General features: G+C 44.9%; 11 protein-coding genes. 10 read left to right on the top strand and 1 reads right to left on the bottom strand.

Annotated elements, in window-relative coordinates; translation table 11 throughout:
* The first annotated feature begins 25 nt into the window (after window positions 1-25).
* From pyrB to ONT19_RS02390, 4 genes are all read left to right on the top strand, one after another.
* Window positions 26-973, top strand: a complete 948-nt coding sequence (gene pyrB, locus ONT19_RS02405; protein WP_118062888.1) for an aspartate carbamoyltransferase — start codon at window positions 26-28, stop codon at window positions 971-973.
* Window positions 974-1,162: 189 nt separating this feature from the next.
* Complete coding sequence (gene pyrI / locus ONT19_RS02400) at window positions 1,163-1,627, top strand: aspartate carbamoyltransferase regulatory subunit (protein ID WP_117587317.1); 465 nt, start codon at window positions 1,163-1,165, stop codon at window positions 1,625-1,627.
* Window positions 1,628-1,759: 132 nt separating this feature from the next.
* Window positions 1,760-3,040 (top strand): serine hydroxymethyltransferase, encoded by a 1,281-nt coding sequence (gene glyA, locus ONT19_RS02395; RefSeq protein ID WP_119226701.1) that lies wholly within the window; start codon window positions 1,760-1,762, stop codon window positions 3,038-3,040.
* A gap of 90 nt (window positions 3,041-3,130) precedes the next feature.
* Window positions 3,131-3,910 carry a DUF5020 family protein gene (locus tag ONT19_RS02390; RefSeq protein ID WP_260849523.1) on the top strand — a complete coding sequence of 260 codons (780 nt, stop codon included), beginning with the start codon at window positions 3,131-3,133 and terminating at the stop codon, window positions 3,908-3,910.
* A 101-nt stretch (window positions 3,911-4,011) separates the two neighbouring features.
* Here the strand turns inward: ONT19_RS02390 and ONT19_RS02385 are convergent, their stop codons facing one another.
* On the bottom strand, window positions 4,012-4,878 hold the full coding sequence (locus ONT19_RS02385; RefSeq protein WP_264952377.1) for a DUF2807 domain-containing protein: 867 nt from the start codon (window positions 4,876-4,878) through the stop codon (window positions 4,012-4,014).
* A gap of 266 nt (window positions 4,879-5,144) precedes the next feature.
* On the opposite strand from ONT19_RS02385, the gene ONT19_RS02380 reads away from it, so the two are divergent.
* From ONT19_RS02380 to ONT19_RS02355, 6 genes are all read left to right on the top strand, one after another.
* Window positions 5,145-6,014, top strand: a complete 870-nt coding sequence (locus ONT19_RS02380) for an Rpn family recombination-promoting nuclease/putative transposase (protein ID WP_264952378.1) — start codon at window positions 5,145-5,147, stop codon at window positions 6,012-6,014.
* Window positions 6,015-7,443: 1,429 nt separating this feature from the next.
* Window positions 7,444-9,885 carry a hypothetical protein gene (locus ONT19_RS02375; RefSeq protein WP_264952379.1) on the top strand — a complete coding sequence of 814 codons (2,442 nt, stop codon included), beginning with the start codon at window positions 7,444-7,446 and terminating at the stop codon, window positions 9,883-9,885.
* A 127-nt stretch (window positions 9,886-10,012) separates the two neighbouring features.
* The gene (locus tag ONT19_RS02370; protein ID WP_264952380.1) at window positions 10,013-12,520 is read left to right on the top strand and encodes a PQQ-like beta-propeller repeat protein; all 2,508 of its coding nucleotides are present in this window, start codon (window positions 10,013-10,015) and stop codon (window positions 12,518-12,520) included.
* Window positions 12,521-12,668: 148 nt separating this feature from the next.
* A complete protein-coding gene (locus ONT19_RS02365) occupies window positions 12,669-14,006 on the top strand; it encodes a hypothetical protein (protein ID WP_264952381.1) in 1,338 nt (445 codons plus the stop codon).
* 18 nt (window positions 14,007-14,024) lie between these two features.
* Window positions 14,025-15,206, top strand: coding sequence for a multidrug transporter (locus ONT19_RS02360; RefSeq protein WP_264907731.1), 1,182 nt, complete (start codon window positions 14,025-14,027; stop codon window positions 15,204-15,206).
* A gap of 3 nt (window positions 15,207-15,209) precedes the next feature.
* Window positions 15,210-16,829 carry a hypothetical protein gene (locus ONT19_RS02355; RefSeq protein WP_264952382.1) on the top strand — a complete coding sequence of 540 codons (1,620 nt, stop codon included), beginning with the start codon at window positions 15,210-15,212 and terminating at the stop codon, window positions 16,827-16,829.
* The last annotated feature ends 22 nt before the right edge of the window (window positions 16,830-16,851 follow it).

The following is a 16,851-nucleotide window of genomic DNA, read 5'->3' as shown; positions in this document are numbered from 1 at the left end:
TTTAGAACATTCAATCAAATTTCAAATGGAAAAACATAATTTTGTGACCATTGCAGACCTTTCCAAGGAGAAAATCATGTACCTCCTGGAAATGGCGCAAGAGTTCGAAAAGCACCCGAACAGGGAGTTGTTGAAGGGAAAGGTCGTAGCGACCCTTTTCTTCGAGCCATCTACTCGTACCCAACTCAGTTTCCAAACCGCTGCCAACCGTCTTGGCGCCCGTGTCATTGGTTTCTCTGATGCCAAGACATCCAGTACCACCAAGGGTGAGACCCTCAAGGATACCATCCTGATGGTAAGCAACTATGCCGATGTAATCGCCATGCGCCATTTCATCGAGGGAGCAGCCCAGTATGCCAGTGAGGTAGCACCAGTGCCTATCGTAAATGCAGGCGACGGCGCTCACATGCATCCTTCACAGTGCCTGCTCGACCTCTACTCTATATACAAGACCCAGGGTACCCTGGAGAACTTGAACATCTATCTTGTGGGTGACCTCAAATATGGCCGCACCGTTCACTCACTTATCACAGCTATGCGCCACTTCAATCCAACCTTCCATTTCATCGCACCTAAGGAACTCGCCATGCCAGAAGAGTATAAACTCTACTGCAAGGAGCACAACATCAAATATGTTGAGCACGAGGACTTTAACGAAGATGTGATTGCAGGTGCCGACATCCTCTACATGACCCGTGTACAGAAGGAGCGTTTCAGCGACCTGATGGAGTATGAACGCGTAAAGAACGTGTATATCCTGAAGCGCGACATGCTCTGCAAGGCGAAGGAAAACATGAAGATTATGCATCCGCTGCCACGCGTGAACGAGATTGCTTACGATGTAGATGATGATCCACATGCATACTATATCCAGCAGGCTCAGAACGGCCTCTATGCACGTGAGGCTATCTTCTGCCACTGCCTCGGCATTTCGCTCGATGATGTGAAGAACGATAAAAGCATAATTGAATAATGTTGAATGTTGAATAATGTTGAATGTTGAATGTTGAATGTTAAGTTGCCTAACGGACACCTAACATGGCCCTCAAGGGCGCAAGCCTCACTCAACACTCAACATTCAACACTCAACATTCAACACTCAACACTCAACACTCAACATTCAACACTCAACATTCAACACTCAACATTAAAAAAAAAAGAGATGGGAAATAATAAAAGTCAATTAGTGGTTGCGGCTATCGAGAACGGTACCGTAATCGACCATATACCAGCCGAAAAGACCTACCAGGTAGTAAATCTGCTCCAGTTGGAGAAGATGGAGACTCCTGTTACTATCGGCTACAACCTGCCAAGCAAGAAGATTGGCAAGAAGGGCATCATCAAGGTTGCCAACAAGTATTTTACCGATGAGGAAATCAACCGACTCTCCGTCGTTGCGCCTAACATCGGACTAAGTATCATCAAAGACTACGAAATTGTAGAGAAGAAGACCGTCAAGACTCCTGATACGCTGAAGGGCATCGTAAAGTGCAACAACCCTAAGTGCATCACCAACAACGAGCCTATGCAGACCCTCTTCCATACCGTAGACAAAGTGCTCGGTATCGTACGTTGCCACTACTGCGACAAAGAGCAGCAATTGGGCAAAGTAGAGCTCTGCAAGTAATAAAAACAGGTAGTTTATAACAAAAAGTAAGCAATACCACTCAAAATATTACGATTTATTTGGTAGTTTGAGAGATATTGCTTATTTTTGCATTCGATTTCATTAAACATCAACCATAAAAAGTAAAGGGAAATGGTAAAAGATCAAGAGATTTTCGACTTAATCGAAAGAGAACATCAGCGCCAGCTGAAGGGTATGGAGCTTATCGCTTCTGAGAATTTCGTGAGTGACGAGGTGATGAACGCTATGGGTTCTTACCTTACTAACAAGTATGCCGAGGGTCTGCCAGGCAAGCGTTATTATGGTGGATGCCAGGTAGTAGACATCGTAGAGAACCTCGCCATCGAGCGCGTAAAGAAGGTGTTCGGTGCTGAGTATGCCAACGTACAGCCTCACTCTGGTGCGCAGGCTAACGCTGCCGTTCTGCTTGCCGTATTGAAGCCAGGTGATACCTTCATGGGGTTGAACCTCGACCACGGCGGCCACCTCTCTCATGGTAGCCACGTCAATACATCCGGTATCCTCTACAACCCTATCGGCTACAACCTGAACAAGGAGACAGGCCGTGTAGACTACGACGAGATGGAGAAACTGGCTCTTGAGCACAAACCAAAACTGATTATCGGTGGTGGTAGCGCTTATAGCCGCGAGTGGGATTATGCCCGCATGCGCAAGATTGCCGATGAGGTAGGCGCTCTCCTCATGATCGATATGGCTCACCCTGCAGGTCTGATTGCAGCCGGTCTGCTCGACAACCCATTGAAGTATGCGCACATCGTTACTTCTACTACTCACAAGACCCTCCGTGGTCCTCGTGGCGGTATCATTCTGATGGGCAAGGATTTTGACAACCCATGGGGCTTGACTACCAAGAAGGGCGAGGTTAAGAAGATGAGCATGCTCTTGAATTCTGCCGTATTCCCAGGTGAGCAGGGTGGTCCGCTGGAGCACGTCATCGCTGCCAAGGCAGTAGCCTTCAATGAGAATCTGCAGCCTTCATGGAAGGAGTATGCTACTCAGGTAAAGAAGAATGCTGCCGTACTCGCAGATGACCTCATCGGTCGCGGATTCGGTATTGTGAGCGGTGGTACAGACAACCATTCTATGCTCGTAGACCTCCGAAGTAAATATCCAGATCTTACAGGTAAAGTCGCTGAGAATGCGCTGGTTGCAGCCGACATCACAGTCAACAAGAACATGGTTCCATTCGACAGCCGTTCTGCCTTCCAGACATCAGGTATCCGCCTGGGTACAGCAGCCATGACCACACGTGGCGCCAAGGAAGATATGATGCACCTCATTGCCGAACTCATCGAAGAGGTTCTGAATGCTCCTGAGGACGAGAAGGTCATTGCCCGTGTTCGCGAAAAGGTGAATGCTACAATGAAGGATTACCCTCTCTTTGCATACTAATCGTTACGGATAAATATAATTACAAACTGCGGGCCTTCCGTCCGCAGTTTTTTGTTTCATTTAATAAATAATAAAGAAAAGAAAAAATTTATGAAAAAGATGAAAAGTCTACTGCTCATGGCACTTGCGTTGCTCCCTGCGAGCAAAACTTTAGCACAGACCAACGCCCAAGTTTTCTACGACTTCGGCAGTGACCGCAAGTTTGTTACCCTCACACTCGAAATGTTCAAGCAGGACAAATGGGGTAACACCTATTTCTTTGTAGACCACGACTTCAATTACGACAAAATGGACACCAGCAGTCCAAACGTGGCACAGGGTGGAACCTATACTGAGATTTCACGTGCATTGAACTTCTGGCAGAACAGCCCAATGAAGAACTGGAGCCTCCACGTAGAGTACAATGGTGGTATTACCAAGAACTACCCTATCAACAATGCCTGGCTCTTCGGTGTGGAGTATTTCATGCACGACAAGAGTTTCAAGAACACCTTGACACTCCAGGCACTCTACAAGACTATCCGCAAGACCGACCAGAACGTGCCAATGCAGTTTACTGCTGTTTGGGGATGCAAAGACATCTTTGGATTAAAGGGATTGAACTTTAGCGGTTTCGCAGATTTCTGGTGGGAGGACCACAGTTCTTTCAAGGATAAGGATGGCAACCTGAAGCTCGACAAGGATGGCAACATCGATTACAAAGCTGAGCACACCGTCTTCACTACTGAGCCACAGCTCTGGTACAATGTAGGCCAGCACTTCGGCTGCGAGAACCTGAGCGTAGGTAGCGAGGTAGAAATCAGCCACAACTTCGGCAGCAATGCCGGCTGGATGGTTCGCCCTTGCCTCGGTGTAAAGTGGGACTTCTAATTACGATTTTTCTTAGCTGCGGAAAATTTTCAAAAATTCATTTTAAAAATTTTCCGCACTAATTCTTAACCACTATATTTTCTGTTTTTCAACAACTCACGTTACTTTCTTACTGTCAATCCGCCATCAGAAATTCCTCCGATTCCGCCTTTTTTCTTATTGTACTGACGGGTTACACCGCTCAAGTTAACTCCGCCAACACCCTCGGATGTAGCGTTTACACTTTGGCAGTCAACTTTGGCTTTCACGCTGCCCACGCCGTCGTTCTTGATAATCAGACTGCCGCCCTTAAACATTCCCAGATTAACAGAGCCTACGCCCTCATTATCCAGTTTCACACTTCCCATCTCAATCTTAGAGATTTTCACCGAGCCTACGCCTTCGTTATCAATGTTCATATCATCTCCAGCCACATCATCGATATTTACCGAGCCAACACCCTCGTTGGTTATCTCCAGTTTGTTGGCAAGAATCTTCCCAATCTTGACAGAGCCTACACCCTCGTTATCGATTTTCAGGCGGTCGCTATTAATCGTCTTGGCATAGAATGAACCTACGCCTTCCTGTGCAATCTTCACCAGGTCAGGACTGGTGATATAAATCTTGAGTCTATTCTTTTCAGAGTTACACGCGGCAGGCGCTTTGAGCTTTCCGGTGAGTCCGATTTTCACCTCGCCGTCACGATAAACCACCTTGAGCTTCTCCTTGAGCTTCTGTACGAACTCAGCATCCTTGATGGCAGAGTAATCCAATCGAACGCTGCATTCATCGCCATTGTTCTGGGTATAATAAACGCTGGCAATCACATCCACGTCGATCGCCTTGAAAGGCTTCTCGGTCAAATCACCCTGCGTAAAGTTGAGACTTCCCTTCATTTCACTGGCTGAAGATCCCATACTGCAAGAACTCAAGCCCATTGGGGCAAAGAATAAAGCGGCAGCCACCGCCCAAATACCAAATTTCTTCATACTCATATCTAATTTTATGTTTCTAAATACGTGATATACCGAATACCTTTCTGTTTCAGTATTCTGATGGTTAGACGTAAGAAGATACATAAAGGTTGCAGGATAAGAGAAAAAAAATGCAGAAATAATTGCCTAAAAATTTGGAAGTTACAAATTTTCAGCGTATCTTTGCAGAAGATTGTACGGCGCTCGGCAATTCGAAAGCAAGCTTTCATTGCACTCACTGACATAATCTTTGCAAAAGTATTAATTTAAATGAATCGCGTATGAAACAGGTAGAAGAAAGATACATCAGCTTGCTGACCGACTTCGGTTTCAAGCGAATTTTTGGAACAGCGATGAACAAGGATTTGCTCATTTGCTTCCTCAACAGCTTGTTTAATGGCAGACAGGTTGTGAAGGACGTATCGTATCTGAATCCGGAGCACGTCGGAGATGTATATACCGACCGCAGAGCCATCTTTGATGTATATTGCGAGGGCGAAAACGGCGAGAAGTTCATCGTAGAAATGCAGAATGCGTACCAGACGTATTTCAAGGATCGCGCCCTTTTCTACTCTACTTTCCCGATTCGCGAACAGGCACCCAAGGGGAATGAATGGGATTTCAAACTCAATCATATCTATACCGTTGCCCTGCTCAACTTCAACATGAACGAGGATGCTTTCGACAAGGAGAAAATCCGCCATCATGTGCAGTTATGCGACACAGCTACCCACAAAGTATTTTACGACAAGCTCGAATATATCTATGTAGAGATTTCTAAGTTCAACAAACCCCTGGAAGAACTGGATACGCTCTACGAGAAGTGGCTCTATGCTCTGAAGAACCTCTATAAGCTTACCCAGCGCCCTAAAGAGCTGTGCGACAAAGTCTTCGACCGTCTCTTCGAGGAAGCCGAAATAGCCAAGTTCACTCCGCAGGAAATGAGGGAGTACGAAACCAGCAAGATGGCATATCGCGACATCAAGAATTCCGTAGACACCGCCAAGCGTGAAGGTATAGCCGAAGGCATGGAAAAAAGAAGTCTTGAGATTGCCAGAAAGATGCTGGCAAAGGGCATAGATGAAGCGACGGTAAAGGAAATAACCGGGCTGTCGGCGGAACATACACTGCAGCTAAAAGCAGAAATATAGATTACTTACTGAACTTTCGCATGTGGTTCAAGTACGGGCTGAAGGCCCAAAAGCTCCTAGCCCAGGGCATCGCCCTGGGTATAATAGCAATCAGCAAGGCGCCCTGTAAGGGCAAAAGCTTTGTTATTACCTGGTACTTGAAAGCTTTTGCCCTTACAGGGCGACAGGCTTGCGTCCTTGATTACCCAGGGCGCTGCCCTGGGCTAGGAGCTTCTGCCCTTTCAGGGCGAGTGGAGCCAACTGGCGAAAATTCAGTAACGGAAAATTTGCAGCAGGCTTTAAAAGATTAGAATTATGATTTCAGAAAAAGAACTACCTTCACCTCGTCACCACAACACATATCCATCATCGTATTCCCAACATTTGTTTTCCTGGTTTACTGAACGACCGTAGAGAGTGATAACTTCTTTAACTTCCCTTAACTTCCCCAGATACGAAAGTTCAATCAAATATGCGAAACTTCAAGATTTCTGCGTTAATATTTGTTTTAAAATCAGTCCTTTTTCGGTATCGTTAACTTCTTTTATCTGATAATTGTTTAACACAACATAAGACGGGATACCCTACCCCACTCGCTTTTCAAAGATTTCAGCGGTAAGAAAAGAGAAAAAATGGGACCCTAAAAAAAAGGCACCTCTTTCGGAACCAAAAAAAAACGCTTAAAATATGTAAAAGCGGGCCAAATTCTTAAAATATGTTTATAAAAAGCGAAAAACACCCTTCACCACCCTTCACCCGTAACTATTTGACACACAAAACGTTAAATAAAAAGGTGAAGGGTGAAGGTTTGAAAACTCTTTTTTATATATACGCGCGGCAAGAGAAAAAATCCGTTTTTTCATTTTTCTGACTTTCCGGTTTTTCCAAAAATCCTAAAAAAAGAATATATATATAAGATTTAAAATATACCCTTCACCCTTCACCTCGCCACCACAACACATATCCATCATCGTATTCCCAACATTTGTTTTCCTGGTTTATTCTTCGGAAATATCACACTATCTTTCGGAGAAATTTTCGTATTCTTCGGAGATATTCTGCTATCTTTCGGAGATATTCTCATATTCTTCGGAGATATTTTGCTATCTTTCGGAGTAATTTTCGTGTTATTGATTTCAGAGATAGTTATCATTCGACAAGTGGAAGAGCCAATTCGTTACCGCCCACCCCAAGCTAACCTCGTGACCATCAGAGCGAAAAACAACAGATTAACTTTATTTAACAAAAAAAACAACTGATTATGAAAAAATTACATTAAATTTGCAACCGTCTAACAGCTCCACTCCACTTGTAAGTGTACGCAAGATGATGATAGTCAAACTACCAAAACGATAGTCGAACTACCAAAAAAACCAACGAGCTGAAGGACAAGAATATAAGTAAATGGTATTAATCAGAAACTGAAAGTACAATTTAAACTTAAATAGATATGAAAGTATTCAATTCTAAACTTGCTGCCATCGGTTTGGCAGCATTCGTATTCGCATCATGTAGCGACAACACAAGTGATCCTACAGGCAATCAATCTCCAGCTAAGGTAGATGCCACAACTCTCGACCTCACTAACAGCGGAGAGTCTCTGTTTTCTAGCGTCATCAATTACAAGAACACGACAGCTAACGCTCGCAAGTTCTTCGGCACAAGAGCTGCCAGTGACGCAAATTTCGTAACAGACCTCAACAAGGACGAAGAGAGCACTATACCTGTGCAGCCTGCTACAGCTACTCAGGCTTTAGGTAACGACAACCTGGAAAACGGCATTTTCTACTTAAAGAAATCTGCTGGCAATTGTGACTTTACCAAGAACACTATCAAGAATGCAACTATCTTCGTAAATGGAGGTGCAAAATTGATATATTCTGCAAACACTTTCGAAAATGCAAAAATCGTTGTAAAGCAGGGCGGTTCCCTGATTTTCAAGGGCACTGGTTCAATGATCAAGCAGGGAGTTACTGTCTATAACGAACTTGGTTATGTCAAGACTGAAGACCCTGCAGCAGACATCGTCATCGAAGGTAATCTGTATTCATCTTGGCGAGGTATTACCAGCGGCCTTGATGAAAATGGCAACGCTGTTGAAAAGAAGGAACTCAAGTCCGGTTTAGGACAGCTTACAGCAGACAAGACAAGTCCTACACAGAAAATCACCTTCAAGGCTGGTTCAAAGGCATGTATCATCGGTTCTATCCGTGGTACAGAAGTAAACGTTGAAGAAGGTGCCAATATATACGCATCAGCTCACGTTTGGAATGCTACTACTGTTAACATCAATGGTAACCTGCAAATCGGCGGTTTCCTGAAGACAGCAGATCTGAACCTCAACACAAATGGTTATCTGAAGGCTGGCGACAACAGCGCAATCAAGGTTACCAATATATTGACCATGAATGCCGGTTCACAGATTGATGCCGACTACATCAATGTTACCTTGAACGAAAAGGATACCCACAAGAAGGTAACTAAGGTAGGTGAAGCACAGCTCATCCTGAAGGGTGCCTGCAAGATCAACATTGCGGACAAGGGCGTTATCAATGTTAACAAGCTTATCTCTTATAACGATGCAAAAGGCCAAATCAGCCTGGAAAAAGCTGGCGGTTTAGCTATTGTTAAGGCAGACGAGTTCCACAACGATGGTGCAGAAAACATCCAGGCATTCGATACTCCTGCAGAAGGTGCTACCTTCCTGTTCCAGTTCACAAAATGCTTTAATGGCGAGAACCAGATTCCTACAGCAGAGGATCTTGACATCGCAGCATCATACCTCGATTACGACAAGGCTACCTCTGGCAAATTAGTTGAGCTGAAGGATGCCGATAACGAGCATTACGGTTATGAGTTAACAGCAACAACAGAAAGTTTGAGCATCAAGCCAAAACTGGATTTGTTCTCTGCAGCTGGAGTTAAAGAGAATACCCTCTCTGCAACATCTATCCAGGCTGCTAACGACAAGTTGTATGTTACATACCACACTCAGGGCAATGACAAAAACCACATGGGTGGCGGATTGGAAGTTGCTCATATCGACGGCAAATCACTTATTCTCGATGAGGCAGTAACAGCTCAGGGAGGATTGGATGTAAACTATGGTATGATTGACGGCAGCCGCTTCTATGTTGCAGCAACAACCTACAAGGAAGGTGCATTCTTGGGTTATGTACAACTGGCAAATGGATTGATGGGTAAGAGCCAACTCGTTACCTACCCTATTGATAAGACTAATCCAAACAATGGCATTGATGCCAATAGCGTAGTTAAGTATAAAGATAACTTCGTTTTGGCAACAAACAAGGGTTATCAGGTTTACAACTCTACATTCACCCTGCGTACTCCACACCTCACAACAAATGACGTGAAGTTCGTAGCTGTTGGCAATGACAAACTCTATGGTTTGGAGGCAAATGGTACAACTACTGGTACTGTCAACATCTTCGACAACATTAATCTGGAAAATCCACAGAGCTATACCACAGAAGGTAAAGTGGGTGTTGTTGATGGTAAAAACACCATCGCTGTAGATGGTACAAACCTTTACGTATGTCAGGGTGACGGCGGACTTGTTCGCTACGATGCAAATGGCCATGGTACAGTATTATTCGATGCTCCTGTAGGCGAAAGCAACAAGATTATCGGTCGCGTAAACGGTGTTGCTGTAGATTCAAAATACATCTATGTAGCATGTGGTGGTTACGGTCTCGTAGTATTGGACAAGACCAAGGCTAAGGGTGAGAATGTTGTTGCCCGTCGCCGTGCCTTCTATGATGGCAAGGAGAGCTACAACTCAGCTAACTACGTAACCTTATATAATGGTTACATCTGTGTAGCTTACGGTCGCAGCCGTGTTCAGATCTTCAAGTTGGTAAATACAAAGTAATCAACTAAATAATTCTTTTCTCCCACACTCACCAAAAGAGTGTGGGAGAATTAAATCTTTAAGAGCTAGGAATATAGCCAAAAAAGATCAAAACTTTTAATACCAAAACGACAAAAGAAAGATTAACATGAAACATCATTTTACAAAACTTGTTACTTTCTCTTTCGCAGCAATGCTCCTGGCATCTTGTAGCGATTCTAATGACAACCCTTTAGTTCCAAACCCTGGTGAAGTCACAAAAAACATAATAGGTGAAGAAGTGACATCCATCACCGACCCTCAGGAATTAGCAGGTAGCGTTATCAACTACAAAGCGAAAGCAGCAACAAGAGCTGCTGGCGCAACTACAGCTAACCTAAGCGACGTCTACGGAATGCCTAGCTTGCCTAGCCATGACGGAGCTATCGAAATCAAGAATAACGATGGATGTAAGGGACTGGATGGTTCCAAGACCTACATCATCAAGAAAGGCACCAAAATAAGCAGCGAGCTCAACCTGAATGGAGCCACCCTGTTTATCGAAGGCGAACTGTCCACAAAAAATATATGGGGATGTTCTACCTGGGTCAACGGTGCTAACAAAAAAGGAAAAATCTACATCCTCGAAGGAGGAACATTACATATAGACAACAATAATACTGCACTCTTCCAGAATTCAGGAATTTATTGCTACAATTATGGTGGAACTCTGAAAAAAGAGGGCACCAACATGTATCTGGAAAAAGGGGATGCCTACTTTACTACCGGAAACATTGAAGTAAAAAATGAACTGAAAGTTCAAGGATTGCTTTATGTGGGCGGCGATGCCAACGTAGGTAAACTAGCAACTGAGTCTGATGCCAAAATCAATATTCAAGGCGATTTGCTTGGTACAGAAAACCAGGATATACAGATAGACGGCTGCATCATGAACATCAACGGAAAGGCAAAAGCCAACAAGCTGACCATTCAAGGTTCAGCTCCAAAGCTTTATGCTTGCTCCTTTGAAGTTACAGACAAGACAGTCCTCAATCCAAATGGAGCAGAGTTACACATCAACAATCTGAAGACAGGAGCTATCGACCAGTGTGCAGGAAGTACTATTTATCTGGTAAACAACAGCGTTATCGACTGCAAGGGTACTTACGAGAATGCAAACAATGGTCACAATCAATATAATCCATCCGGTGAGAGTAAAATTATTCTCCAAGGAGATAATGCAAATGCCATCTTCAGAGCAGCAGAGGTGAAATACAACGGAAACAATGATGCCGGCAATATTCTTATTGCTCCGGGAACCTACGCATATTTCTCAACCTGCTATATCTTCCGGACTAGCGGAAGCGGAGGCGTAATCTATATGGACTGCGACAAGTTTACCAACAATAGTAAATCGGCAACTTATACTTATGCTCCAGGTCTTTCAGACTGTACGAAGAGATATGAAATGTATAATAACCCAGTTGTCCCAACATCATGTGACGGCACGACACCAGACCCTACACCAACTCCAAACCCAGAACCGGGCAAGAAGATTGATGTGATTACGGTTATAGATTATACAAATCATACACACGATATCTCTGCTACATGTATTCAGCCATACAATGACAAACTATACATGTCGTACCACACCAACGAAGAGAACCAGAAAGTTCCAAACAAGAAGACTGGCGGTTGTATTGAAGTGTTTAAAACAGAAAACAACCAGACAACCATGTTGCAATATCTGCAGGATAAGAAGGAACTCTACGACTTCAACCACCTCATGGTAGACGGCAAAGACGCAACAAAATACGTTTATATTGCAGGTCACTCAACCAATGGTGGTATGATGGGTAGAATTGCATTAGATAGCAACGGACTTCTCAATACAGAAGTAAAGGACATCGATGAGACTACCACGTTGAACCCTCTCACCATCGTAGATTGGGAACACGAAGGTTTGGAAAAATCTGACGAGAACTGCATCGTAAGAGACGGAAACAAACTGATGGTGGCATCTACCAGGGGATACGGAGTATATGATGCAAACACGCTGGATTTAATCGGCAAGAAAGAAACGCCAGGCAAGGCTAAGCACATCGCACAGAACAACCAGTATATTGTTACACTCCACTACAACAACGAAGTAGGAAGTGACGATGAGGCTGTAAGTGGTACACTACAGGTCTTCCCATTAGGTGCCGACATTCTTACAGCAACACCAGCAAGAACTATCAACGTAAGCAGCATAGCTCCTAACGACGGTAAGAACACTATAGCTATCGATGGTAACCACATCTACGTTTGCCGAAGTGCCAAGGGATTGTCTTGCTACGATCTTACCACTGGCAAAGAAGTGTGGAACTGGGGAGCTCCGCTCACTGCTAACACCAAGGTTCCACAGGGATATGCAAATGGTGTAACATACGATGCCAATTACATCTACCTGGCTTGCGGAAGTTATGGACTGGTAGTTCTTGACAAGAACAAAATGGAAAACGGCAAACCTGTAAAGGTTGTCAAGAAGAGAGCTGAAGCAGGAATGTCTGCCAACTATGTCACACTGGATGGAGGTTATATCTATGTGGCATATGGTAAGAGCCGACTCCGTGTCATGAAGCTCATTGATGGTGCCGCATCTGGAAATAATACCAATTATGGCACAAAGTAAGTGATTTATCAAATATAAGAAACACGAGATGAATGCAGCTGCAACAGCTCGCAGCTGCATTCATCGTGTTTAATAACTCATTATGAAGCGAAAAATAATACTATACTCAACTACAGTTCTGCTCCTTCTCATGGCAGCACAAAGTGCTATGGCTCAGACGAAAGGCAAAAAGCCGAATAGTTTCAGCCCTAAGATGCTTGTATATGAGAACCTGAAGAACAATAATGTACTGAGACACTTTAAACAGCGCTTCGCACAACTCGACACTCTCATCAAAAACCCTATATGGGTGAAAGCACCAGTCATAGAACTGGGACTCAATAAACAGCATCACGCTGATATCAACAAGACCGACTCTCTGTTCTGGTCGAAAACTGCACATGAGCACCTAGCGCTCAACAGACACAACGGTCTGGAAGTGACCGGACAGGTTTATGCCCGACCTGACGCGTACTTCGATTCTGATGAAGACGACGCAAAAGAGGTATCAAAATATAAGATGAAGGTTCAAGCCGAACTGGGTTGGAACATCATCAACTCGAAGTTCTACCAAGGCAAGGAGAAAAGAACAAAAATTGCTCTTGCCAATGAACTCGACCGCTTGCAAATAAAAAAGCGCCAAACTGCAGACATCTATGAAAAGGCAGCCGAAGAGCTGACCGAACAATATAATTTCTATATCGGTACTGTCATAGCACACAGACTGGACAACCTCGACATCATGAACGAAGCGTACCAGTTTATGCTGGAAAAAGACCGAATCAGCAACGACAAGATGCTGAAAGTGATGAACGAAAAGCTGGAGGCTGAATATGACATCTCCGTGCTCTGCACAGACAGAGATATCAGCAACAAGCCTATCTACCGCATCAAACCAACCAAGATCATGGTAGACACGACAGCCCTCTGGAACCATCTGAACCAGGAAAGTCTGGATGCACGCATCATGATGGTGAAAGAACAGATTGCTGACAACGACAGCAAGCTGACCAACTATTTAAGCACTACCCGACTCACACCATTCGCAAGATGGTCGAGCTACTGGCAGAGCAACAACAAGATTTCGAACAATGCCGACGTGGGCGTGAGATTCACCATTCCTATCTGGAACGAAACGCCACGCAAACGACAGGCACTGGAGACCCAGAAGGAAATCATACGCAGCAGCCGCGGTACCGATGTGAAGGAAATAAAACAGTCGGTAGGCATCCTGCTCAAGAAGATAGACAACCTGAACAAGGCTATAGCCACAGAGGCTTTCCATATAGACCAGACCGGCAAATATATCGAAATGCGGCGGTTTGCCTACCTGAACCAGAAGCAGGGATACAACTATCTGATGCGTATGGACGAATATACGGGACTCCTGGAAAGTATGGAGCGTATGTACAAACTGATGCAGAACCGCGCACTCGCTATCATCAATATCGAGAAAGCCGTGAGCATCTATGACAACAACAACATCTTCAAAGAAATAGAACTTTGAATGTAAGGAAACCAGAATATGAATGAATTCCAATATAATGGCACGCCACAAGAACAGGCGATGGCAGACTTGCTAAAGACGCAGGGTCACCGCCTTGCCAGACAGCAGATTATCTTTGCCCTGATCTTCCTGTTGGTTATCGTGCTTGCCGCCTACTATATTGTCACTCGTATGATATGGGCAACCTTCGACGGTTATATAACCCTCGATGAAAACCATATCAGTGCCGTTGACGACATCTATATCCTTAAGGTGAACAAAGAAATGGGTGAAGTGGTACATAAGGGAGATACGCTCTACTCTTATGTACTGCTAGGTAATATTGTGAACCAATACGACCCGAACATTCTGCCTTCAGCCGTAAAGGAGACTCACGACATGGAGGTACAGGCTAAACTCGCCCAGCAGGAGATTCCGGTGCTGCGTACCCGACTTGCCGAACTGAGAAAACAGAAAGCATCTGAAAGTTCGGACATCTACTACGGTCTTACCGACAACACCAAGCGAAATGAACTGGATGCCGAGATTGCCGAGGTAGAAGAAGAACTGAGAAAGCAGGCTAACAAGGTGGAAATCTACGCACAGGCTAAGAACACCACCTATAACTTCATGAGCCGTAGAGGAGCCGGCAGAGCAAATGCTTCCATGCCTTACTCCAACACTAGCATATACAACCCTGGTCTGATACACTACTGCTGTGCACCAGCCGATGCCTACATCTCAAAAATCAATGTGAGCGACAAGACACTGGTGTTCAAAAGCGAGGAGGTGATGGTTATCCAGCATACCGACTATGCAGACTGTCATCTGGGCGTAATCGCATACGTACCAAACGACATGGTGAAGTATATGGAAAGCCCTGACGATGCAGACATCATCATCAACAAAGACCTGGAACTGCAGGCTAAGTTGCAGATGGTAGGTCTGAGAGTAGAGGAAATACCAAAGCATCTGCAGAGTAACTTCTCGCATGATGCCAACGCAGTGGTTGCCGTCTTCACCCTGAACCCGAACCAGAGAGTTCCGGCATGGGTAATGAGCAACAGACTGCCGGTAAGAATAAGAGTGAACAAGATTGGTGCCATGCTCGATCCGAAGCCGCTGCCGATGTACACCGTCCCAGTGGGCAAGAACGAAAACGTGAAGCGAAGCAACATGATTTCGAGCGACACCAATAATCATCAAGAACAAAAGAAATAAAGAATGATTGGACTTAGAAGAAACAAACGTGGAGATATGGTGCTCACCATCGATAGCTATATAGATATCGACTCGACACCGGACATCCAGCCCGACTACTTCGATTGTATTTACATCAATACGAAGAGTGAGCGTGCATTCCATGCTATACTGTTTGGAGCCAGTCCAATCTTATCGTGGAAATGTAGCTACAAACCGATATTCGCCAATACGGCGTTATCGGGAAAGGAACAGATCATCGACTATATCGTCGATGCCTATGTGAGCGACATGAACAATGAGAAGGTATACGAGATTATAGACAAAATCAAGCTGGCAAGACAGAAGTTTGGTGTAAAAAGCGAAACAAGCCGTCCTACACAGCCTAACCAGCTCTTTGCCAATATTCTGAGATACCTGCTCTCAAGAGACCAGCGAATCATGGGACACCGACTGCTGGAGAAATCGTCTTTGGGATATATCAACCCAATCTTCGAACACTATCACAGTATGGGTCTCTTCCATCTCAACGAGATGTTCATGTTCATCGACACTATGGTGGAGTTCGGATCACTGCGCATTCACCGCTTCCTGCTCAAGGAGCACCTCTGCCCTAAGTGCAACCACTCTCACCTTCTCTATACTGAGTGCTGTCCGAAGTGCGGAAGTTCGAACCTGAAGATACAGAACATCATCCACCACTTCAGCTGCGCCAACGTATCGCCGGAAAGCAGCTACAATGTGGGCGGTATGCTCATCTGTCCGAAGTGTCACAAGAAACTTCGCCACATCGGTGTTGACTATGACAGACCAGCCGTGGTATATACCTGCAACGACTGCGAGAACTCGTTTACCTCGCCTATCACCAAGTCAACCTGCTGCTACTGCCAGAGCACCTATCCGGTAAACGCCCTGGTGCCACGAGACGTTGAGGACTTCGAGATAACAGAAGAAGGAATCAGAGCACTGACCAGCGGCAACATCATGTTCAACAGCATGGTGAACATCTATGATAACTTCATGGAATATTACCTGCTGATAAACCGACTGCGACGCCAGCTGATGGAAACCTACCGCAAGGATGAACTCTCGGTCATGGTAGGCAAGATATGGATTATAGATGAAAACAAGGATACCGTAAAGATAAAGGAAAGCATACAGGGCAAGCTCTGTAGAATCTTCTCCAATCACAAGGTGTCTTACAACAACAATATCTTCTACGTATCCTCTACCCTCTATGAGCATGAAGAAACGGTAGAAGAGGCTCAGCAGAAACTGAGCAAGGAGATGTCGGTAGCCATCAGAAAGGTGGCCAACTCGATAGAACCGGACGAGATTATCTGCAGCATGCTGGAAACCAAGGCGAAGACCATCGCCAACAACTATGACGAGTTCTTCAACAAACTGCAATATGTGGATATGACTCCAGACGACTACTGCCGCTACTCAGAGGAACCTCTGATGAAGGAAGAAGAGAAATTGGTGCAGCCGCAGGAAGAGCTGCTTGATACGGAGCCGAAGGAAGATGAAAACGACAAGATACAGAAACGCATCGTGCTCTACAAGAAACTCGTTGCCATCCTTGTCACCATCGCAGGTATACTCATAATCATGGCCCTCTTGGCGCTCACCGTGCTGAGATAAGCCATCAAGAAGAAAGGGAAAA

The sequence above is a fragment of the Segatella copri genome, assembly GCF_026015625.1.
Classification (GTDB): Bacteria; Bacteroidota; Bacteroidia; order Bacteroidales; family Bacteroidaceae; genus Prevotella; species Prevotella copri_H.
The sequence above is the reverse complement of the archived record's forward strand: the minus strand, read 5'-3'. Positions and strand labels throughout refer to the sequence as shown.

Coding starts and splice junctions, on each gene's coding strand:
- pyrB (WP_118062888.1), top strand. CDS start 26: ATGGAAAAACATAATTTTGTGACCATTGCAGACCTTTCCAAGGAGAAA.
- pyrI (WP_117587317.1), top strand. CDS start 1,163: ATGGGAAATAATAAAAGTCAATTAGTGGTTGCGGCTATCGAGAACGGT.
- glyA (WP_119226701.1), top strand. CDS start 1,760: ATGGTAAAAGATCAAGAGATTTTCGACTTAATCGAAAGAGAACATCAG.
- ONT19_RS02390 (WP_260849523.1), top strand. CDS start 3,131: ATGAAAAAGATGAAAAGTCTACTGCTCATGGCACTTGCGTTGCTCCCT.
- ONT19_RS02385 (WP_264952377.1), bottom strand. CDS start 4,878: ATGAAGAAATTTGGTATTTGGGCGGTGGCTGCCGCTTTATTCTTTGCC.
- ONT19_RS02380 (WP_264952378.1), top strand. CDS start 5,145: ATGAAACAGGTAGAAGAAAGATACATCAGCTTGCTGACCGACTTCGGT.
- ONT19_RS02375 (WP_264952379.1), top strand. CDS start 7,444: ATGAAAGTATTCAATTCTAAACTTGCTGCCATCGGTTTGGCAGCATTC.
- ONT19_RS02370 (WP_264952380.1), top strand. CDS start 10,013: ATGAAACATCATTTTACAAAACTTGTTACTTTCTCTTTCGCAGCAATG.
- ONT19_RS02365 (WP_264952381.1), top strand. CDS start 12,669: ATGGCTCAGACGAAAGGCAAAAAGCCGAATAGTTTCAGCCCTAAGATG.
- ONT19_RS02360 (WP_264907731.1), top strand. CDS start 14,025: ATGAATGAATTCCAATATAATGGCACGCCACAAGAACAGGCGATGGCA.
- ONT19_RS02355 (WP_264952382.1), top strand. CDS start 15,210: ATGATTGGACTTAGAAGAAACAAACGTGGAGATATGGTGCTCACCATC.